The 21,596-nt window shown below is 52.4% G+C and carries 20 protein-coding genes and 1 tRNA gene; 14 read left to right on the plus strand and 7 right to left on the minus strand.

Going from position 1 to position 21,596, the window contains the following annotated elements:
• Positions 1–64: 64 nt before the first annotated feature.
• The 7 genes from FCN51_RS26175 to tnpC all read left to right on the plus strand — a co-directional run bounded on the left by FCN51_RS26175 (position 65) and on the right by tnpC (position 6,282).
• Positions 65–247, plus strand: a complete 183-nt coding sequence (locus tag FCN51_RS26175; protein WP_310257166.1) for a hypothetical protein — start codon at positions 65–67, stop codon at positions 245–247.
• A 104-nt stretch (positions 248–351) separates the two neighbouring features.
• Entirely contained in the window at positions 352–1,254 is a 903-nt protein-coding gene (locus tag FCN51_RS26180; RefSeq protein ID WP_310257168.1) for an FRG domain-containing protein, read from the plus strand.
• Between the two features lie 151 nt (positions 1,255–1,405).
• Positions 1,406–2,188, plus strand: coding sequence for a DUF5131 family protein (locus FCN51_RS26185; RefSeq protein WP_310257171.1), 783 nt, complete (start codon positions 1,406–1,408; stop codon positions 2,186–2,188).
• 48 nt (positions 2,189–2,236) lie between these two features.
• A complete protein-coding gene (locus FCN51_RS26190; RefSeq protein WP_310257172.1) occupies positions 2,237–3,514 on the plus strand; it encodes a three-Cys-motif partner protein TcmP in 1,278 nt (425 codons plus the stop codon).
• A 390-nt stretch (positions 3,515–3,904) separates the two neighbouring features.
• The gene (gene tnpA / locus FCN51_RS26195) at positions 3,905–4,264 is read left to right on the plus strand and encodes an IS66-like element accessory protein TnpA (RefSeq protein WP_012812356.1); all 360 of its coding nucleotides are present in this window, start codon (positions 3,905–3,907) and stop codon (positions 4,262–4,264) included.
• The gene (tnpB, locus tag FCN51_RS26200; protein WP_012812355.1) at positions 4,261–4,608 is read left to right on the plus strand and encodes an IS66 family insertion sequence element accessory protein TnpB; all 348 of its coding nucleotides are present in this window, start codon (positions 4,261–4,263) and stop codon (positions 4,606–4,608) included. Before tnpA ends, tnpB begins: the two co-directional genes overlap by 4 nt.
• 63 nt (positions 4,609–4,671) lie before the next feature.
• Entirely contained in the window at positions 4,672–6,282 is a 1,611-nt protein-coding gene (gene tnpC / locus FCN51_RS26205) for an IS66 family transposase (RefSeq protein WP_006115450.1), read from the plus strand.
• A 210-nt stretch (positions 6,283–6,492) separates the two neighbouring features.
• Here the strand turns inward: tnpC and FCN51_RS26210 are convergent, their stop codons facing one another.
• Together FCN51_RS26210 and FCN51_RS26215 are read right to left on the minus strand one after the other, a co-directional pair.
• Complete coding sequence (locus FCN51_RS26210; protein WP_310257174.1) at positions 6,493–7,695, minus strand: tyrosine-type recombinase/integrase; 1,203 nt, start codon at positions 7,693–7,695, stop codon at positions 6,493–6,495.
• A 157-nt stretch (positions 7,696–7,852) separates the two neighbouring features.
• Positions 7,853–7,926: transfer RNA gene (locus FCN51_RS26215), tRNA-Cys, on the minus strand.
• A 192-nt stretch (positions 7,927–8,118) separates the two neighbouring features.
• On the opposite strand from FCN51_RS26215, the gene FCN51_RS26220 reads away from it, so the two are divergent.
• The 5 genes from FCN51_RS26220 (at position 8,119) to msrA (ending at position 14,484) form a co-directional block, all read left to right on the plus strand.
• Positions 8,119–8,796, plus strand: coding sequence for a protein-L-isoaspartate O-methyltransferase family protein (locus FCN51_RS26220; RefSeq protein ID WP_310258524.1), 678 nt, complete (start codon positions 8,119–8,121; stop codon positions 8,794–8,796).
• Between the two features lie 120 nt (positions 8,797–8,916).
• A complete protein-coding gene (locus FCN51_RS26225) occupies positions 8,917–10,356 on the plus strand; it encodes a TolC family outer membrane protein (RefSeq protein ID WP_310257177.1) in 1,440 nt (479 codons plus the stop codon).
• Between the two features lie 36 nt (positions 10,357–10,392).
• Positions 10,393–11,034 carry a DUF2497 domain-containing protein gene (locus tag FCN51_RS26230; protein WP_310257179.1) on the plus strand — a complete coding sequence of 214 codons (642 nt, stop codon included), beginning with the start codon at positions 10,393–10,395 and terminating at the stop codon, positions 11,032–11,034.
• 141 nt (positions 11,035–11,175) lie between these two features.
• Positions 11,176–13,869, plus strand: a complete 2,694-nt coding sequence (locus FCN51_RS26235) for a valine--tRNA ligase (RefSeq protein ID WP_310258526.1) — start codon at positions 11,176–11,178, stop codon at positions 13,867–13,869.
• 78 nt (positions 13,870–13,947) lie between these two features.
• The gene (gene msrA / locus FCN51_RS26240; RefSeq protein ID WP_310257181.1) at positions 13,948–14,484 is read left to right on the plus strand and encodes a peptide-methionine (S)-S-oxide reductase MsrA; all 537 of its coding nucleotides are present in this window, start codon (positions 13,948–13,950) and stop codon (positions 14,482–14,484) included.
• A 12-nt stretch (positions 14,485–14,496) separates the two neighbouring features.
• On the opposite strand, the gene FCN51_RS26245 is transcribed toward msrA, so the two are convergent.
• From FCN51_RS26245 to FCN51_RS26265, 5 genes are read right to left on the minus strand one after another with little or no spacing between them, the layout of a single operon-like run.
• Positions 14,497–15,852 (minus strand): ABC transporter ATP-binding protein, encoded by a 1,356-nt coding sequence (locus FCN51_RS26245; protein ID WP_003625493.1) that lies wholly within the window; start codon positions 15,850–15,852, stop codon positions 14,497–14,499.
• 15 nt (positions 15,853–15,867) lie between these two features.
• Positions 15,868–17,616, minus strand: coding sequence for an ABC transporter permease (locus FCN51_RS26250; protein ID WP_310257185.1), 1,749 nt, complete (start codon positions 17,614–17,616; stop codon positions 15,868–15,870).
• Positions 17,613–18,092, minus strand: coding sequence for a dUTP diphosphatase (gene dut / locus FCN51_RS26255; RefSeq protein WP_124295389.1), 480 nt, complete (start codon positions 18,090–18,092; stop codon positions 17,613–17,615). Before dut ends, FCN51_RS26250 begins: the two co-directional genes overlap by 4 nt.
• Before the next feature lie 35 nt (positions 18,093–18,127).
• Positions 18,128–19,357 carry a bifunctional phosphopantothenoylcysteine decarboxylase/phosphopantothenate--cysteine ligase CoaBC gene (coaBC, locus tag FCN51_RS26260; protein WP_310257190.1) on the minus strand — a complete coding sequence of 410 codons (1,230 nt, stop codon included), beginning with the start codon at positions 19,355–19,357 and terminating at the stop codon, positions 18,128–18,130.
• Positions 19,358–19,368: 11 nt separating this feature from the next.
• Entirely contained in the window at positions 19,369–20,151 is a 783-nt protein-coding gene (locus FCN51_RS26265; protein ID WP_003625501.1) for a class I SAM-dependent methyltransferase, read from the minus strand.
• A gap of 29 nt (positions 20,152–20,180) precedes the next feature.
• Between FCN51_RS26265 and mutM the strand changes: the two genes are divergently transcribed.
• The gene (gene mutM, locus FCN51_RS26270; protein WP_012812908.1) at positions 20,181–21,020 is read left to right on the plus strand and encodes a bifunctional DNA-formamidopyrimidine glycosylase/DNA-(apurinic or apyrimidinic site) lyase; all 840 of its coding nucleotides are present in this window, start codon (positions 20,181–20,183) and stop codon (positions 21,018–21,020) included.
• Between the two features lie 137 nt (positions 21,021–21,157).
• Positions 21,158–21,427 carry a 30S ribosomal protein S20 gene (gene rpsT, locus FCN51_RS26275; RefSeq protein ID WP_012812907.1) on the plus strand — a complete coding sequence of 90 codons (270 nt, stop codon included), beginning with the start codon at positions 21,158–21,160 and terminating at the stop codon, positions 21,425–21,427.
• The last annotated feature ends 169 nt before the right edge of the window (positions 21,428–21,596 follow it).

Genomic DNA, 21,596 nt, shown 5'->3' on the forward strand with positions numbered 1-21,596 from the left:
GGCATGACCGATGCCCTTTTTTTATTTCCTGCCAGAAATGGCGGAAAACCAAGGAAAAACTATCATGAACTATGCAAGCATTGCCATTGCCGCTGTTGAAGCTCTTGTCGAAAACGGCCCGGTGATTGTGGAAGATATTTCCGCCCTGCTGAAGCCTCTGAAGGAAGGCCGCGCACCCACGGCGGATGAGTGGGACTTTGCTGAAAAGCAGCTCGATACCGCTAATGCCGCTGTGCAGGCAGGGTAAGTGTTGGGCCAAGAGGAGCGACTAATGGTTACAGTGCAATCATAATGCGGCACCCGCTATGATATAGTGGCATTTGACGTTTTATATCCTACACATCAGTATTTATGCATTCGCAATATTTTGGAATAATTTATTTAAAAGATATTATGGAGGAAGATTTGGGATTTTTAGAAAAACTAACCATAGCTGGTTGCGAAAATGTTTCTGATGAATTCGGTCATCAAGTATTCCAAGTTTCTAGTCCTCATGCTCTTATGCAAGCTGTTGGATATTTAAAATACACTGCTAATCCTTGGGAAAGGATATATATGCGTGGACAAGCTAGTTTATATGAGCAATTGTCACCAACCCTTTATAGGGGGATTGTCAGCCCTACGGCTCAAGGCAAGCGCCATAAAAAGCTCAATGAAATAATCAAAGACTTCTGTAATGCAAGTAGTCTATTCAAGAGTATAGCAACGTATGCTCGAGAGCCACTCCTACAGCACTATGGTGTGAAAACAACATGGCTAGATATAGTTGATAATATTTGGGTGGCACTTTGGTTTGCAACTAACCGTGCGTATGTTGCTGGAGACGAAAATCAATATATGCATTTCGCTCCACGAGAAATATCTCCTGTTTCTAAATTTGCCTATATTATACTTATTAGAACCGAAGAACATCGGTCTAACAAGAGCCGGAAAGGTCTCGTAATAGGAAACACGACCGAAGTGGTTGATCTTCGTATCGCGGCCCCATCAGTATTTCTGCGACCACATGCTCAACATGGATTGTTGTTTCGTGCTCGAGGTAATGAAGGTGGACGCCTCACAGACTATCAGAATGCTATTGCAGGTATCATACGCTTTCCATTGGAGGCTGGGAAAAAATGGTTAGGCGATGGGGCATTACTTAATACTAGAGCACTATTCCCGCCGCCATTTTACGATGATGGATATAAAATATTACTTAACGTCAAACACTCAGAACGATCTCTTGGTGTTATAACGCATATTGGTGCATAATAAATATATTGAAAAACGCTGCTATCGCCGAAACAGCGTTTTCTGTGGTAATGGGTTGCGATGAATAAGACCTCGTCTAAACCTAATTTCTTAACCTACTATGGTAATGGAATAATGCCACAGCTGATTACCGATTGCTCGGGAGGGCATCATGGCTGAAACTCAAATTGAGTGGACAGATGCTACATGGAATCCAGTAGCCGGGTGTTCAGTTATCACATCTGGATGTACGCATTGTTACGCTATGGAAATGGCTAAGCGTCTGGAGGCAATGGGAATTGAGAAATACACAGGTTTAACTAGAAAAACAGGACGACGTGCTGTCTGGAATGGCATAGTTCGTGAAGATCATAAGGCTCTTATGATCCCATATAAATGGCGTAAGCCACGCAAGATATTTGTAAATTCAATGAGCGATCTGTTTCATGAACAGGTAAGTGACTCTTTTATTCTGGATGTTTGGGAAGTCATGCGCGAAACACCTCGCCACAACTATCAAATCCTAACCAAACGACCTGAACGCATGGCGCAAATAATCAGGAACAAAATTGGAGAGATATTACCTAATGTGTGGCTTGGAACCAGTATTGAAAATGACAGCGTAGTGGGTCGTATTACACATCTACGAAATACACCAGCTGCCATCCGATTTATCTCATTTGAACCATTATTAGGTGCTGTAGGTGCTGTTGATCTTCAAGATATTCATTGGGCTATAATTGGAGGAGAAAGCGGAAAATATGCTCGCCCAATTCGCGAAGAATGGATCGACGAAATTTATGGTCAGTGCTTAGTAGCTAATACAGCTTTTTTCTTCAAACAATGGGGAACATGGGGGAAAGATAATAAAAAACGATCGAAAAAAGCCAATGGTCGAGAATATCGCGGACGTACATGGGACGAAATGCCCAGCACTCCATCAATAAGCGTTTAACCTCAATTAATTTTAATATGGTAATGATATTTAAAGTGAAAGAATGATATGGTTGAAAAGCGATACAAATGGGTCGAGGGAGATGGAGCAAACCTTCCTGAACATTCCAAACGGAAACATAAAATTCTTCGGGAATACTTTTTCGATTATTTAACCGTTCGCTGCCAAGTACCACAACAAACACGTTTTCGTTTAGCCATTGTAGATGGATTTTCTGGGGGAGGACGATACAGATGTGGAACTTCAGGCTCTCCGCTGATTTTTATTGAAGAGTTAAAACGAGCAACACAACATGTAAATATTAACCGTACAGAGAAGGGGCTAGATCCCATTGAAATTGAGTGTCTGCTCATATTTAATGATGCAGAAAAAGCTGTTGTAGAACTTCTAAAAACACATGTCGCTCCTCTGGAAGCAAATATTAAGGAAACGTGCCCTAAATTACATCTACGTATCATTTATTTGAATAAATTTTTTGAAGATGCTTATCCCACGATCAAACAGATGCTGGGACAAGGACGTTATCGCAATGTGATCTTTAATTTAGATCAGTGCGGACATATTCACGTCAAGAGAAGTACAATTACCGACATCATGCATTCCTATGCTGCACCAGAAATATTTTACACTTTTATGATTAGCTCCTTGCTAGCTTTTTTACAAAAGAACAATCATGAAGTTCTAAGAAAGCAGCTTGAGCACTTAAATATCACAGATGGTGATATAAACGCTCTTAGTGATAAAATGAATCAAAGACAGTGGCTTGGAACTGCCGAGAAAATTGTTTTTGACGCTTTCCGATATTGCGCCCCCTATGTCAGCCCATTTTCAATCCATAATCCTGATGGATGGTGGTATTGGATGCTTCATTTCTCTAATACCTATAGGGCACGACAAGTTTATAACAACATACTGCATGATAACGCCAGTCTGCAGGCACATTTTGGTCGCTCAGGTTTAAACATGCTGTCTTATGATCCACGTCATGAAAATGGTACATTGTACCTTTTTGACAACAAAGGGCGCGCTTCAGCCAAAGAAGAACTTCTTGGAGATATTCCACGTCTTGTAACGGATGTCGGCGATGCAATGTCTATGACAGAATTCTACAAAAATATTTATAACAACACCCCAGCACATGCTGACGACGTTCATGCTGCTATTATCGAAAATCCAGACTTAGAAGTGATCACTCCAACAGGTGGTGAACGCCAAAAAGCCAATACGATTACTGTACATGATATCATCAAAATAAAAAATCAACGTAGCTTCTTTCCTTATTTTTTAGAGGCTGAAAATAACCTAATGTTTAAAAATAAAAAATAATTACCTATGCGGGCTGTTCAGCAATGACACAGCTGGAGCAAACCCCTCTAGCAGCATGTCCGCCCATTCCTGAGCCATCTCATGCTTTCCTTCCCGATACTCGACCCGGTTATACGCGGCCTCAACCTAGTTGCGCGTCATATGAGCCAGCATCTGGTCTATGATGCCTCGGTCTTCCGGACGCTTTCCATTCATGATGGATGAGACAAGCAAGCCCGCTTAAACAGGCTCCGAATCGTGCACGGATTTTGCACAGATTTGATGATGATTTATCGATTCTGATAGGGATAAAAGTAAGCGGCCGCTTGAGACCGCCTTATGAGTGAGGATTGTGCCTGGTAAGTTACCGTCGTTAACGACGTCGTTATTGACGTTGTTTGGGAGGTAGCTATGGCTCAAGAAATCCTGATTGGCGTTGAACGCCGTCGCCGCTGGTCGGATGAACGCAAGCTTGCGATACTGGCTGAAGTTGGTGTGGACGGGGCAAGTGTATCGGATGTGGCCCGTCGGCATGACCTGACCCGTCAACATCTTTACCAATGGCGGACGTCTTTCCGCCAAAGACTGTCTTCCCCGGATCAGTCTGTGGCGTTTGTTCCTGTCGCTGCAGTGAAGACACCTGCTCTGGTCTCTGGCGATGATAATGAAGGGCTGGCCATTATGCTGCGTAATGGCCGCAGTATCAGGGTGAGTGGACATCCTGCAGAAGAGTTTCTGGCGAAGATCATCCGGATTGCCGAGACAGCATGATTGGCGTGGGCAACGGTGTGCGCGTCTATCTGGCCTGCGGGGTTACGGATATGCGCAAGGGGATATCGGGTCTGGCTGCACTGGCACAGGACGTGCTGCGTCAGAACCCGACATCAGGGGCGCTCTTTGCCTTTCGTGGTCGCCGTGGGGACAGGATCAAGCTTCTGATGTGGGACGGTCAGGGGTTCTGTCTTTATTACAAGGTTCTTGAGAAGGGACGTTTTCCATGGCCCTCGCCGGCAGAGGGCGTTGCACGCCTGACAGCCGCACAGATGGCCATGCTGTGGGAAGGCATGGAGTGGAGACGACCTTCCTGGTCTGCGCCACCGTCTCGCGTGGCCTGATTTTTATGGCGTGATCGTGCAGAACCTTTTGTCTTTTATTGGGTTTTCTGCTATTTTTTCATAATGACGCATGCGCCCGCGGTCCTGCCTGATGATCCGGATATCCTGAGGGAAATGATTGTTTCCCTGCAGACCGAAGTGGCTCGGCTTTCCGCTTCAGCCCGTGCGTATGAAGCTCTTGTCCAGTCTCTCAAAATCCGGATCGCGCGTCTTCAGAAACAGAAATTCGGGGCCAGTTCAGAAAAGATAGACCGTGAGATTGAACAGCTCGAACTGCTTCTTGAAGATGTGAAAATCGCCATCGCGGCAGCCGATCCTTCTCCTGACATCAGGGAGCACGATGACAGCGATGGTGTGGTCTCTTCCCCCAGACGGCGCGGCAAACCAAAGGTTTCCGACACGACACCACGGGAGCGTATTGTTCTCGACCCGGGCGAGGCCTGTCCCGCCTGTGGCGGTCCCCTACGCCTCGTTGGCGAAGATGTCACCGAAATACTGGACTTTATTGCGGCAAAACTGAAAGTTGTCGAAACGGCACGGCTGAAGAAATCCTGCCGTCATTGCGAAACAATGGTACAGCCTGAAGCACCGTCGCGCCCTGTCCCACGGGGCATGGCTGGCCCCGGGCTGCTGGCCCATATCCTGGTCTCAAAATTCGATGATCACATTCCGCTTTATCGTCAGAATGAGATCTTTTCCCGTCAGGGTGTGGACATTCCCCGTTCAACCCTGATCGACTGGTGTGGTCAGGCCGTTGCCGTTCTGCGTCCTCTCACAGATCTGATCCGTCAGGATGTCGTAAAGGCAGACCTGCTGCATGCCGATGATACACCCATCCAGGTTCTTGATCCTCGCCTGCGTCAGGCTGGGAAACCACGTGGTGTGAAGGAAGGGCGGATCTGGACCTATCTGCGCGATCCCCGCCCCTGGGGCGGGAGTGATCCGCCCGCCGTGGCCTACTGGTTCTCTCCCGATCGCAAGGGGATCAATCCCCAGACCCATCTGGCACAGTTCCGGGGCATTCTGCAGGCTGACGCCTACGCGGGGTTCAGGGATCTGTATAAACCCGATGCAACGGGAACCGTGCATGTGCGCGAAGCGGCCTGCTGGGCTCATCTCCGCCGGGCCTTCCATGATGTCTGGAAGGGCAGTGATTCGACAATCGCAAGGGAAGCACTTGAACAGATCGGAGAGCTCTACGATATCGAGCGCCAGATCACCGGACACCCGGCCCCGTATCGTCTGGCTGTCCGACAGGAACAAAGCCGCCCCCGTGTCACAGCATTCCACGCATGGTGCGAAACACAGCTTGCCCGTATCCCTGGAAAGGGGGAACTGGCAAAAGCGATCCGTTATGCGCTCAACCGGTGGAAGGCCTTTACCCTGTTCCTCGAAGATGGTCGTGTCGCCATCGACAACAATCCTGCCGAACGGGCCATACGGCCCGTATGCGTGGGGCGAAAAAATTATCTCTTTGCCGGATCCGACACCGGGGGCGACAACATCGCTGATGCCATGACGCTTATCGAAAGCGCAAAACTCTCCCGGCTTAATCCGCACGATTACCTCGCCGACGTCCTGGCCCGTATCAACGAGCACAAGATCAACCGGCTCCACGAACTGTTGCCATGGAACTGGAAACCCGTGAATACACTGCACAGGCAGGCCGCATAATCAAGGCGGCCCAGAGCGGCCGGTTACGGATAAAATGGGTCTGACTGGAACAAACTAACATTCCATAAATTAGCTAAAACCCGCAGAAATCTAGGAAAAACCGTGGTGGGTGCGACAGGGATTGAACCTGTGACCCCCGCCGTGTGAAGGCGATGCTCTGCGGTGAACCAGCTTTACTCTATGCCCCCAATCAATATCCTTAACACTTCATTACCTACGCGGCCGATTCAGCAATAAAACTGCCGGAGAAAACCCCTCCAGCAGCATATCTGCCCATTCCTGAGCCAGCTCACGCTTTCTTTCCCTATATTCGGCCCGGTTATATGCGGCCTCAACTTGGTTGCGTGTCACATGAGCCAGCATCTGGTCTATGATAGCTCGGTCTTCCGGGCGCTTTTCATTCATGATGGATGAGAAGGAAGAGCGGAATCCGTGCGGTACATGGATACCAAAGTAGCCCGCACGCTTCAGCAGGCTGCTCATAGCATTTTCGGACATGGGACGATGCGCCCAGCGGGCATTGGGGAAAACCATCGGGCCACGGCCGGTGAGCGTCTTTACTGCTTCCAGCACATCCATAGCCTGCCGGGAGAGTGGGACCACATGCCCACGCTTCATTTTCATGCGCTCCGCAGGGATAGACCAGATATCGCCCTTCAGTTCAGACCATGGCATGGCATTGACTTCGCCAGGGCGCACGGCTGTAAGCGCCAGAAAGCGGATTGCCAGAATCGTGACCGGGTGCGCTGGCAGGCTTTCCACAACGCGCATCATCTCACGCAATTCGGAAAGATTGGTAATGGCCGGCATGTGGCCTTTTTTCAAAGGGGGCAGGGCACCTTTAACCACGGCAGCCGGATCTTCCGTTCCCAGCCCCCGGGCGATGGCATAGGTAAATATGGCCGATAGGCGCTGGCGTACGCGTCTGGCTGTTTCCTTGGCATTGGTGCGGGCAATGCCTTCAATCACGGATAGCACCATGGGCGGGGTAATTTCCGTTACCGGGATATTCCCTAAGGATGGCCAGACAAAGCGTTCCAGGCTGCGCGTCACCTGCTCCAGATGCACGCCGCTCCAGTTGGCTGCGTTGACCTTAAGCCAATGCTCTCCAACAGCCCGCAGGTGATTCTTGGTATTGGCTGCCTCGGCTTGGCGCTGCTTCCGCGTTAAGGATGGATCTCGGCCTTGCTGTATTTCAGCCTTGGCGTTGTTTCGGGCTTCTCGCGCACCAGCCAGAGAGACTTCGGGGTATTTGCCGAAGGAGAGCAGCTTTTCCTTGCCGCTCATCCGATACTTCAGGCGCCAGAGCCGACTCCCGTTTGGATTCACGAGCAGATAAAGGCCTTCCGAATCTGCCAGCTTGTAGGGCTTGTCCTGAGGCTTTGCGCGGCGAATTGCTGCGTCTGTTAGCACCGATACCCCCACACCTGTGGCGATACCCCCAAATATACCCCCGAAATTTTTGTCTCTGCGAGTCTCACCGGGTCATTCCATGTCATACGAACAAGAGCCAACAACCGCAGTTTTCTGCGGAAAATGTCAAGCATTGTCTTTTAGCTTCGTAGGGAGATGGAGGTCTGGGCGGGAATCGAACCCACATTCGCGGATTTGCAGTCCGCTGCATCACCATTCTGCCACCAGACCATCGGGTGATGGGGTGCCTTATCTCCTGTTCTGGCGGATTGGTCAAGCCGTTGTGTCGTGCGAATTTTAAATCAGTGTGTCACAAAATGTTTTGCCCTTGATCTGGCAGGAACCGCAAAGGGCATAAACCTTAACCGCAAGGGATGGGAAAACGTGACATTTCAGGCCGCAAGACAGCAGAATTCCTACCCGATGCCGTATCCAAAAGATAAAGATATGGAAACAGCACGTAACCTAATGGTGGACGATCAGCTTCGCCCTTCAGAAATTACAAACCTCTCATTACTGTCGGTCATGCGGGAATTGCCCCGTGAATGTTGTGTTATGCCCGACCAGCACTCTGTTGCTTATGCAGATATCACGCTGCCTCTGGGGCAGGGACGTGTTTTGCCACAACCGCTGCTTACAGCACGCCTCGTGCAGGCTGTTCTGCCGATAGAAAAGGCGCAGGTTCTTGTTGTGGGGGCAGCCACCGGATACACGGCAGCACTTTTTGCTGCTCTTGGCGCTAATGTTACTGCGCTTGAATCAAACACACGTCTGGCCGAACAGGGGCAGCTCTTTTGCCAGCAAGAAGCCCTTAGCGTTTCATGGGTCATCGCCCCTCTCAGCGAGGGCGCAGCAGGCAATGTACCTTATGATGTTATTTATTTTGATGGTGCCATTCTGCGTTTCCCTGCCTTTTGTGCTGCTCAACTTGCAGCGTCCGGCACTATGGCTGGCGTAATGGCCTCTCCCAACACATTGGCAAAAGCCTTTGTCGCCATGAGAGAGCCGGAAAGTGCGTCCAGTTTTATTGTCACTAACCTTTTTGAAACACAGCTCCCCTTACTGCCAGATCTTGCCGCACCCATTACTTTTGAATTCTAGAAATAAACTTTTAGAAAGATATTCTGCCGCACCTGATTACAAATTTGTAGAAATAGGTTCAGTATCGTGGCATGAGCAGTGCCTTAAGCGGCAATACGGTAACTGAATCAGGAGTATCAGATGCGGCGTATTTGCGGAGCAGGGGTAGGTATGGCTGTTTTGCTATGCAGTTCCACTGCATGGGGACAGAAATACGATGGCAGTGGTTCGCCAACCTTTGTGCCACATACGCTACAGGAAGCGCTTGCCGCAGCCTATCTGACAAACCCAACCCTTCAGGAAGCGCGCGCCACCTTACGTGCTACAGATGAGCAAGTGCCAACCGCCTTGGCTGGCTGGCGGCCCACTGTAACTGGCACCGTTGGTCTGTCATACTATAAGGGTGTGAACGATTACCAAGGGGAGGCCGATCAGCCTTCCACCGGTTATATTCGCCAATATAATACCCCTGGTTATACGGCAGGCGTAAGTGTTAACCAGCCTTTGTATACGGGTGGCAAAACAACGGCCTCCACACATCAGGCTGTCAACAAGGTTATGGCAGCCCGTGCACATCTGATTTCCGCTGAACAGCAAGTGTTCAAGCAGGTTGTGAATGCATATGTGTCGGTTATTGAGGATGAACAGCTTTTACAGTTGAACATCAACAACGAACGCGTGCTTCAGCAACAGCTTCGCGCCACGAATGAACGCTTCCGTGTGGGGGAAATTACCCGCACAGACGTTGCGCAGGCTGAATCTGCCTACGCAACGGCCAAGGCCACCCGCCAGCAATCTGAAGGCACACTCCAGACTGCTCAGGCCACATATATGCAGATTGTGGGCATGGCACCGCCACCTAATCTGGTGCCGCCGCAGCCGCTGGTATTGCCTGTTAAAAATGAACAGATGGCCGCCGCCATGGCGGTTAAAAACAATCCAGATGTTATCAATGCGCTGTTTACCGAATCTTCCCAAAAAGATGCGGTAGCTGTTGCAATGGCGGCAATCATGCCCAAAGTTTCCGCCACTCTGGCCTATTCCAGGCAGGTTAACCAAAGCCTGAACAACCAGATTGACGAAAACAAATACGCCATCATCAACTTCAATGTCCCGGTGTATCAGGGTGGCTCAGAATATTCAGCCGTGCGGCAGGCCAAACAGCAGGCGCAAGCAGCACACCGTGAAGTTGATGTGCAGCGCAGAACAGCCGCGCAGGATGCCGTTTCAAACTGGCAGAAACTGGTTGCCTATCAAGCCGCAATTAACAGTAACCGCGCCGCTATTCAGGCAGGCACCGTGGCCCTTGATGGGGTGGAACGGCAGGCTATTGTAGGTACCAGCACAACACTAGAAGTCTTGCAGCAACAGCAAACTCTGTTACAGGCACAGGTGGCCCTTGTACAAAGCCTGAGCAATATGGTGCTGACTTCGTACAACGTTGCAGCCGCCATTGGCCGCCTGACGGCAGCCGATCTCAAGTTGAATGTTCCTCTTTATGATGACAAAGCTTACTATAACGCTGTAAAAGACCGTCTATGGGGGCTGAACGATTATGCGGTCAGCCAGCCAGGACGCTAAAAGCTGAACAGTAAGGGTAAGGGCAGGGGTTATTGTATGGCATCGTCACAGGATCCATCTGAAGGTACAGGTAAATCAGTAGCAGATGTGCTGTCTTCTATCCGGCAGACCCTGCATGATGAGCATCTGGCAGCCATGGCTCCCCCTTCTTCGGACACAGACTCCGCTGAGGGTGATGAAGACGACGATATGCTGATTCTTTCACCTTCCATGATGGAAGGGCTTGTGAAGGAATCACAGCCGGATCATCACGCCAGCCAGCCCGACAATTCGGCTCATCATCCAGTCAATATGGGAGAAGACGCGGCTCTTGTGCAGTCATCACCTATCGCTCATGATGACGGTATCCTATCCGTAACTGATCTGAGACAGATCCCGCTAACTGAAAAGGCAGAACACGATATGTCTGGTCCTCTCCCAATCCCCCTGAATGACGAAACCATGTCAGATACATCAAATTCATTCGCTGTTCTGCAGAAAACACTGCAGGATAAGTATCTAAGAGAGCATGAGGAGAGAAAAGTGGCTATTTCACATGAAGGGTCTCTGACTGTTGAAGATATCGTGCGCCAGGAAGTGCGCGTGTTCCTTAAAAAGTGGCTGGATGCACATCTTGCAGGCATCGTGCAGGCTGCTGTCCGGAAGGAAGTGGAACGTCTGACGCAGCGCGGTCTGTAATACCGGAAAACAGACACGCCGTTACTGGGTGAACGCACACATTTCAGTAACGGGTGCGCTGCTTAAAACCGGATGATTGCTCTGCAAAGGCGGAGGCAGTACATGCCTGCCGCCTTTTTTACGTTGTGTGGTGGAATACATATGCTGAACAAGTCTTTTGAGCCGGCCCAGATAGAAACACGCCTGTACGAATTATGGGAAAGCAGAAAGGCATTTTCTGCACAACCCAACAGCGGCAAAAAGCCGTTCACCATTATGATTCCACCGCCGAATGTTACCGGCACCCTGCACATGGGCCATGCCCTGACCATGACATTGCAGGACACACTTATCCGCTGGAAGCGCATGCAGGGGTTTGACACCCTGTGGCAGCCCGGCACAGACCACGCAGGCATTGCCACCCAGATGGTGGTGGAACGCACCTTGGCCACCGAAGGCAAAACCCGCCAGGAAATGGGCCGTGATGCGTTTATCGAACGCGTGTGGGAATGGAAAGAGCAGTCCGGCGGCGGCATTACAAAGCAGTTGCGCCGCCTTGGGGCATCGCTCGATTGGCCGCGTGAACGCTTCACGATGGATGAAGGCCTTTCCCGCGCGGTGCGGGAAGTGTTTGTAACTCTTTACAACGAAGGGCTGATTTATCGTGACCGCCGGCTGGTGAACTGGGACCCGGTTTTCCGCTCCGCCATTTCCGATCTGGAAGTGGAAAGCAAGGATGTTGCCGGTAACCTGTGGTATATTCGCTACCCAGTTGAAGGTGCCGGGGATGCAACAATTACGGTTGCCACCACGCGGCCAGAAACCATGCTGGGCGATACTGCGGTAGCTGTTCACCCAGAAGATGAACGCTATAAAAACCTGATTGGCAAATCCGTTCGCCTGCCACTCACCGGCCGTCTGATCCCGATTGTTGCAGATGAACATTCGGACCCAGAAAAAGGCACGGGTGCGGTTAAAATTACCCCTGCGCACGATTTTAATGACTTCGAAGTCGGCCGCCGCCACAACCTGCCCATGATCTCTGTTCTGGATGATCAGGCCCGTGTTGTGCTGGATGAAATTGAGCAGGACCTGAGCGCTGTTGAAGGGTTGGCCGATCCGGCCTTTGTGCGTAGCCTGTCTGGCCTTTCACGCGAGGAAGCACGCAAAACCATTGTTGCCCGTCTGGAAGAAAATGGCTGGCTGGAAAAAATCGAGCCCCATCGCCACCAGGTACCACATGCTGAACGTGGTGGAGCGGTTATTGAGCCGCGCCTGACCACACAGTGGTATTGCGATGCCGGTAAACTTTCTGGCCCAGCAGTGGAGGCCATTACATCTGGCCGTGCCAGCTTTATTCCCAAACAGTGGGAAAACACCTTCTTTGCATGGATGCGTGATATCCAGCCATGGTGCATTTCGCGCCAGCTTTGGTGGGGCCATCGTATTCCGGCATGGTACGGGCCGGATGAACACGTGTTTGTGGCGCATGATGACGCCGATGCACAGGCACAGGCCAACGCCCATTACGGCAAGCCCGTAGAACTGCGGCGTGATGAAGACGTGCTGGACACGTGGTTTTCTTCCGCCCTGTGGCCGTTTTCCACACTTGGCTGGCCTGATAAAACACCAGAGCTCGCCCGGTATTACCCTACTGATGTGTTGGTAACAGGCTTTGATATTATCTTCTTCTGGGTTGCCCGGATGATGATGATGGGCCAGCATTTCATGCACGATGTGCCGTTCCGCAACATCTTCATTCATGGCCTTGTGCGCGATGAGCACGGGCAGAAGATGTCCAAGAGCAAAGGTAACGGTATTGATCCGCTGGAACTGATTGATCAGTACGGTGCGGATGCCATGCGCTTTACCATTTGCGCGCTTACCGGCATTGGCCGAGATGTCAAACTGGGCCGCAAACGGGTGGAAGACTACCGCGCGTTCATCACCAAACTCTGGAACGCTGCACGCTTCTGCGAAATGAACGGCGTTAAACCTGTAGAAGGGTTTGACCCAGCAACCGTGAAATCTCCGCTAGGGCGGTGGATTATTGCGGAAGCTGCTGCTGCCATTACGGAAGCAACGCGGGCGCTGGATTCCTATCGTTTTGATGAATACGCGCTCAGCTGCTACCGCTTTGTATGGAACCGCTTCTGTGACTGGTTCCTGGAATTTGCAAAGCCCGTATTCAATTCCACAGATGAAGCCGAAGCAGCCGAAATTCGCGCGGTAGCAGCTTATGTTCTGGGCGTTATCCTGCGTCTGCTGCAACCTGTTATTCCGTTTGTAACGGATACACTGTGGCATTCCTTTGGATATGGGGCAGAAGGCAGCCTTATTTCTGCCAGCTGGCCAGAACCTGTTGTACCAGCCGGTGCAGAAGCCGCTCAGGCAGAGTGCGATCAGATTATCCGCCTGATTACGGAAATCCGCACGGTGCGCGCTGAAATGAACGTGCCGCCAGCACAGAAGGCCCCAGTCTTTTTGAAAGACGCCTTGCCGCAAACATTGGAGCACGCGCAGCGTTGGCAGGAAGCCATTGGCCGTATGGCGCGCGTTTCGGAAGTTGCACCGTTGCAGGGGGATATTCCACATGGCTCCGTACAGGCAGTAGTGGATGAGGCAACCCTTATTATCCCGCTGGCAGGGCTGATTGATCTGGATGCCGAACGCGCGCGTCTGAAAAAGGAACTGGGCAAGGCGGAAGATGAAGTTGCCAAAACCGAAAAGAAACTTGGCAACGAAAACTTCGTCACGCGCGCTAAACCGGAAGTGGTGCAGGAAATGCGGGAGCGCCTGGAAGCACAGCAGGGTGAATGTGTGCGTCTGAAGGCCGCTCTGTCTCGTATCGGGTAACAACCGCGCGAGCCGATATAGCCTGTTGGTTGAATTGCTGGCAGGCTATTTGCCCACATAGGAAAGGAGAACAGAAGCATGGAAACAGCAATATTAGGCGGTGGATGCTTCTGGTGCCTAGAAGCCGTTTACCGCGGCATGAAGGGTATTCTCTCCATTGCGCCGGGTTATGCTGGTGGTACGATGCAGCATCCTACCTATCAGCAGGTGTGCACCGGGCAGACAGGCCATGCCGAAGTGATCCGGCTGGAGTTTGACCCGGCCATTATCAGTTACGCTGAAATTCTGCGCATCTTCTTTGTTATGCACGACCCCACCACCCTGAACCGGCAGGGGAATGACAAGGGCACGCAGTATCGCTCCGTCATTTTTTATGAAAACGACCAGCAAAAGCAGATTGCAGAACGTGCAAAGCAAGACATCGCGCAGGAAAAAATCTGGGGCGATCAGCCTGTAGTGACGCAAATTCAGCCTCTCACCACTTTCTGGCCTGCGGAAGAAGCGCATTTTGATTATTACGCTCGCAACCCCATGGCGGGGTACTGTCAGGTGGTTATCAGCCCCAAAGTGGCTAAAGCCCGCAAGGAATTTGCGCGTTACTTCAACCCCGCATAAAGAGCAGACTGCTTATTCGGAAGTTTCATCTTCCAGAAAGAAGCGGTCTCCTTCTTCATCATAGTCAAACAGTTCGGCAAACCGGCCCCAGCCAATAATGGTCTGGAGTGTCTGGCGTGCGTAATCGGCAGACATGCTGTCTTCCAGCTCACTGCGGAAGCGTTCTGCCTTAATGCTGTGTGTAGGCCGTTCATCCAGTAGAGTGCAGATCATCCGCACCAATGGCACATTATGCAGCAGCGCGTGGCCCATAATGGCCTTGCGCTCATCCAGATCACTCAAAACAAAATGCACGCCTTCATTGGTGAGAAGAATATCCCCATCCTCCAGCTCTGCCAGACGCAGAAGCTCCAGAGATTCACCTAATGGGAACAGATCATCCAGCTCAAGCTGAAGCTTTTCTGCCAATACCGGCAAATCTGCCCGACCATTCAGCGGGGGAGCGGCCAAGGCTTCCATCATCCCAATCATCATAGTGATGGAAACAGGCACCAAAGCCCGGAAGGAGCGGGTGAGGGCTGCCCCCTGCGGCGCGCCGCGGCGTGCCAGATCTGCTTCGGAAACAATGGGGGCGCGTTGTGTCATCAATGCGTAAATGTGGTCCACCAGTTGGCGGAACTCTGCATCTTCGCGGTTGCGTGGGTGTGCAAACGGCACATGCAACACATGCGCAATGCGTCCGGGGTTGGAAGACGCAATCACGATGCGATCACACATCAGCACGGCTTCTTCGATATTGTGCGTCACAATCAGCATAGATTGAACCGGCAGCTTTTCTTCTGACCAAAGCTCAATTAGGTCTGTCCGCAGGTTTTCTGCTGTCAGCACATCTAGGGCAGAAAAGGGCTCATCCATCAGCAGCAGATCAGGATGCACCACCAAGGCGCGCGCCAGCCCTACACGCTGCTGCATGCCGCCAGAAAGTTCCTTGGGCCATGCGTTTTCATAACCGCCAAGCCCAATCAGATCTATGGCATCATCAACCAGCTTGTCACGCTCTGCCGCAGGCACACCGCGCGCATCCAAACCCAGTGCTACGTTTTCCTCCACCGTCATCCACGGAAACAAGGCGAAAGACTGAAACACCACGGCAATTTCCTGCGTGGGTTTATGTAGAGGCTGCCCTTTCCACAATACCTCACCAGATGAAGGCGGCAACAAACCTGCCAGAATACGCAGCAGGGTGGACTTGCCAGAGCCAGACCGCCCAAGCAGGCCCACTATTTCTCCGGCATGCAGGGTCAGGCTGATATTATCCAGCACCTGCACATCGGCGGCACTGTCCTTATGGTAAAAACGGCTGACATTGCGTGCTTCTGCCAGAACAGAGCCGGATGGAAATGTTTTTTTCTCTGGGCCAGATGCCATTGCTATCTATCCGGTTCAGTTCAGTTTCAGGCGGCGTGCCACGAAGTCAGACAAGGGCCGCCATACCAAAGCGTTGGTGAACATGACAAATACACACATCACCACCGTACCCAACCCAACATTGCTAATGTTTCCAAGCTGAGTGCTTTGCGCAACATAAGCGCCCAGACCATGAGCCGTTAGGGTTGTTTCCCCCCACTGCGCCACTTCCGATGCAATGGCTGCGTTCCATGCGCCACCTGCAGCAGCCATAACGCCCACAAGGTAATAAGGCGCAATGCCCGGCAAGATGATACGCCGCCACCAGAACCAACCCTTTACTTCAAGATTTCGGCCAACTTCCAACAGATTGGATGGGAAAGAGGATGCCCCGGCAATAACATTGAACAGGATGTACCACTGCGCCCCCAAAATCATCAGGGGAGTGAGCCAGATATCCGGGGTTAAGCGGAAATGCACAATCACCACCACAAATACCGGAAAGAACAGGTTGGCCGGAAAAGCTGCCCCATACTGCGCCAGTATCTGCGCCCGCCGGGCGCGCGTTGGGTCCAGCCCGCACCAGATACCTACAGGCACCCAGATTAACGAAGCTAGCACCAACATGCTGACCACACGCACCAATGTTATGCCGCCCAACCCAAATACATAGGCAATCTGGCCAAGTGTGTAATGCGTATGGGCATAGTCCCACACCTGCCATGAAGCCCCGATGCAGACGAGCAGAAGAAAGCCCCACCATAGCCAATCCGTGCCACCAGTGCTCTCATCCGCATCGACCCGCATGGTATCGGGGCGAGAGCCCAGAGGCAGGTAGCTGATACGCCGGCCAACAGAGAGCAGGGCATTCCCGCACATCCGCAGCAAACGTGTACGACGCACCAGCCGCAAAAACCACGGTTCCACAACTTGGGTTGCGTTCACGCTTTCCAACCTGAAGCGTGTAGCCCATGCCGCCAAAGGCCGGAACAGCACCTGATCGTACACCAAAATAACAACCATCATGGCCACAATGGCTGCGGCTACAGCACCAATATTCTGCTGATCTATGGCCATACCCACATAGGAGCCTATGCCCGGCAGGGTGATATCCGTGCTGCCAACAGTAATGCTTTCAGAATACACGACCATGAACCAGCCACCGGCCATGGACATCATGGCGTTCCACACCAGAGATGGAATGGTGCAGGGCACTTCCAGCCGCCAGAACTTTTGCCAGCTTGTCAGACCAAAGCAGCGGGCTGTTTCTTCCAGCTCAGGCGGCACAGACCGTAAGCCCTGATACATGCCCAACGCCATGTTCCATGCCTGACTGGTAAAAATGGTAAAAATGGCCGCACATTCTGCGCCCAGTATGCGGCCTGGAAACAATCCCAGAAAAAACGTGATGGTAAAAGACAGAAACCCAAGGATGGGAACAGATTGCAGCACATCCAGCAGCGGCACCAAAATCTGTCCTGCACGCCTGCTTTTTGCGGCCAGCGTTGCATACACAAACGTAAACACCAATGAGCACGCCAAAGCCGCAAACATGCGTATAGTTGTACGCAACGCGTAACCGGGTAGGTGCCACATATCCAGATGTATGGGCATGCTAGCGGGTGCCACCAATGGCCCCAGCATGTGCCTTACCGCCGCCCCAAGCGCTATTGCCGCTGCAGCCAGACACAAAAGCAGCAGGGCATCTGCGCTGTTCAGATAACGTAAAGGCAGAGAAGACGAACCTTGTGGCCTAGGTACAAGGTTCATCCAGCTTCTGTTCATGGCACTCCGGTTCCCGTACTGCCAAACCCACCTGCGCCGCGCTGTGTTTCATCCAGCTCATCACATTCGGCCCATACCACCCGTGTTACGGGTGCCACAACGGCCTGCGCAATACGCATGCCGCGTTCAATGGTAAATGGAGCCTGCCCGGCATTCAGCACAATAACGCCCAGTTCTCCGCGATAATCTTCATCCACTGTGCCGGGAGAGTTGGGGAGAATGATGCCGTGCTTAAGAGCCAGACCAGAGCGAGGGCGCACCTGAAGTTCGTACCCACGGGGCAGAGCAATACGCAGCCCTGTTGGCACCAGCACCCGTGCGCCAGGCAGCAACACCACGGGTTCTGCTACTGCGGCCAGCAGGTCCATCCCCGCGGCACCTGCCGTGGCATAGGTGGGTAGGGGAAGGCCCTGTGCATGAGGGAGGCGTTGCACCTGCACACTAAGATCAGCCGAAGGAGAAATGGGTGCAGACATAAACAAGCCTCTATAAAAATTTCAAAAACAGTCTATCAGGTTTCTGTAAACCAATCTGCCATGCGGGAAGCAAGCCTTTGTGCAACTTCTTCCTTTGGCATATGCGGCCAGCGTTCACTTCCTTGGGCGGTTATCAGAACAACCTGATTCCTATCACCCCCCATAATACCTGTGCCAGCACTTACATCATTTGCAACAATCCAGTCACATCCCTTGCGCTGGCGCTTGGCAGTTGCGTGCGCTTCAACCTTTTCTGTTTCCGCCGCAAACCCTACAACCAGCGCGGGCCGTTGCGGGCCGGGGGCCGAAATTTCGGCCAGAATATCCGGGTTAGGCACCAGCCGAATAGGAGCGGGCACATCATCGCGGCTGATTTTTTTAATCTTTTGCCCAGCCTGCACCTCAGGCCGCCAATCTGCTACCGCTGCGGTACAGACTGCTGCATCAAACGGAGCGGCAGCCTTAACGCATTCCAGCATCTGGCAAGCCGTTTCGCACGCAACATATGTAACACCGGCAGGAGCGCGTAGCGTAGTTGGGCCACTTACCAGCGTAACTGTTGCCCCAAGGTCTGCCAATGCTGCAGCAATGGCATAGCCCTGCTTACCGGATGACCTGTTGGCCAGATACCGCACAGGATCAAGAGGTTCATGCGTAGGGCCTGCCGTTACCAGAACAGATTTACCCGCCAAGGGGCCATTCTGCTGTTGCTGATGGCGAAAAAAGGCCAATACGGCATCCTGAATATCGGCAGGTTCTGGCATACGGCCTGCGCCAAACTCACCACACGCCATAGGGCCAATGGCTGGCGGCACAACGTGCACACCGCGCTGCTGCAACGTGGCCACATTATCCTGCGTGGCGGCGTGCTCCCACATTCTCACATTCATCGCGGGAACAGCCATAACAGGCGCATCTGTGGCCAATAAAAGCGTGCTGGCCAGATCATCCGCCAGACCTGCCGCCATGCGCGCCAGCAAATTGGCAGATGCAGGACAGACAAGAACAAGATCTGCCCAGCGGGAAAGTGCAATATGCCCCATTTCCTGCTCAGCCGTTAAAGAGAACAGGTCTGTATAAACCGGCTCCTCAGTTAACGCTTGCAGGGTAAGGGGCGTTACAAACTGGCTTCCACCTTCCGTCAGCACGCAGCGCATCTGCATGCCCGCACCTTTAAGCAGGCGCACCAACTCCGGCGCCTTGAAGGCAGCAATACTGCCGCCCACAATGAGCAGAATGGAACGGGAAGGCAAAGCCACATCCATACCCTTTGGCCTTACACGCGCCAGCCGGAATGAATGGCTGCAATACCGCCGGAAAGAGACTGATACCGTACGTGAGAGAACCCGGCCTCACGGAACATCTCTGCAAGTGTTTCCTGATCCGGGAAGGTGCGGATGCTTTCTGCCAGATACTGGTAGCTGTCACGGTCCTTGGCAATCAGGTTGCCCATGGCTGGCAGCACCTTGAAAGACCACGCATCATAAATAGGGGCCAGAGCCGCCACCTGAACGCGAGAAAATTCGAGGCACAGAAAACGTCCGCCCGGCTTGAGCACGCGCCGCGCTTCACGCAGCACGGCCATTTTATCCGTGCAATTGCGCAGGCCAAAAGCGATGGAAACCCGATCTACTGACATATCACGCAGCGGAATGGCTTCTGCATCCACAACGCAAAAGGACAGGTCAGACACAAAACCACGATCAATGGCCCGGTCCCGCCCAACAGACAGCATGCTGCTGTTGATGTCGGTCATGATAGCGGAGCCGCCGCCGCCCTTTAGCCAGCCAAAGGTGATATCACCCGTGCCGCCGGCCAGATCCAACAAAGACATGCCGGGCTGCGGGCCAAGCTCTGTTACAAAAATACGCTTCCATACCCGATGGATGCCAAGGGACATGATGTCATTCATCACGTCATACTTGCCCGCAACGCTATCGAACACGTCACGAACAAGGTTTTTCTTTTCTTCCTTCCTTACGGAACGGAAGCCGAAATCCGTTTCTTCCACTGTTGCGTCAGAAGAAGCGGGGGAGGGCGTAAAGCTGTTGTCGGTCATGGGGTTCCCCTATACCCTGCTTTTTAGCCATGCCGGAACTCCCTGAAGTAGAAACCGTAATGCGCGGGATGCAGATTGCCCTGCAAAACGGTACCATCAAAGAAGCAATTGTGCGCCGTCACGACCTGAGATGGCGGATTCCTGCCGATTTCTCACAAACAATCAAAGGCCGCCGGATAGAAGGCTTTCGTCGCCGGGGCAAATATATTCTTATGCGCCTGTCTGGTGGAATGTCCATAATCTGGCATTTGGGCATGTCTGGGCGTGTGCTTCTCGATTCTCCAACCGAGCCGTTACCGCATGAACACGTCGTGCTGATTCTGCAGGACGGAAAGCGCTGCGGGTACATAGATCCGCGCCGGTTTGGTATGCTGGACCTGGTGCCCACAGATCAGGAAGATACCTACCCATTGCTGGTAGGCATGGGGCCTGAGCCACTTGAGCCTGATTTTACCCCCAAAACCCTACTAGCAGCCAGTAAGAACAGGCGGATGCCTATCAAACCTTTTCTGCTTGATCAGAAGGTTGTGGCGGGGTTGGGCAATATTTATGTGTGCGAGGCCCTGTTTCGGGCTGGCATTGCTCCAACCATGCCAGCCTGCAATCTTACGCCCCCCAAAGCCTGCAAATTGGCGCAAGCCATACGAGATGTGCTGGAAGAGGCCATAGAAGCGGGTGGCTCCAGCCTGAAAGATTATGTGCGGCCAGAAGGCGGGCTAGGATACTTCCAGCACGCATGGCGGGTATATGGGCAAACGGGCAAACCATGCCCCAATTGCCCCGGCACCCCCGCATGTTCTGGCGTGCAGCAGATAACACAGGCCGGACGATCCACATTTTTTTGTCCCCAAAGGCAGAAAAACGGGTAAAATCCTAGTGGTCGGCACGGAAGAAGCTTGACGGAAGGCGCTTAGGTGCATTACAGCACCGCTTACTCTTTTGGGTAGCGCGTTCCGGCGTGTCTGCCCTTTTAATCTTTCTTAAGTGCTGGACAGAATAGAAACTCATGGCGAATATCGCTTCGGCGCGTAAGCGCATCCGGCAGACCGCGAAGCGGACTGCTCGTAACACCGCCCGCAAATCCCGCATGCGTACTTTCATCAAGAAAGTAGAAACCGCAGTTGAAGCTGGTGATCATGGCGCTGCGCGCGAAGCACTGCGCCTTGCTCAGCCAGAAATCCAGCGTGCGGCCACCAAGGGCGTTATCCACCACAACACAGTGGCCCGCAAAATTTCCCGCCTGTCTGCCCGTGTAAAAGCACTGGCTCCGGCCTGAGGAAAGTGCGGGGCCACCTAAATGGTGGCCATCTGACGCTTTGAGATAAAGCCGAATCATCACCCAGATGGTTCGGCTTTGTTTTTATCACCACCTTGGCTGGATAAAGCGCAAGCAGAGCTGGCAGCATGAAATATTGATTGCTCCATTTGCTCTCACTGCTTTACCT

This window comes from Acetobacter pasteurianus (genome assembly GCF_009914215.2).
Taxonomy (GTDB): domain Bacteria; phylum Pseudomonadota; class Alphaproteobacteria; order Acetobacterales; family Acetobacteraceae; genus Acetobacter; species Acetobacter pasteurianus.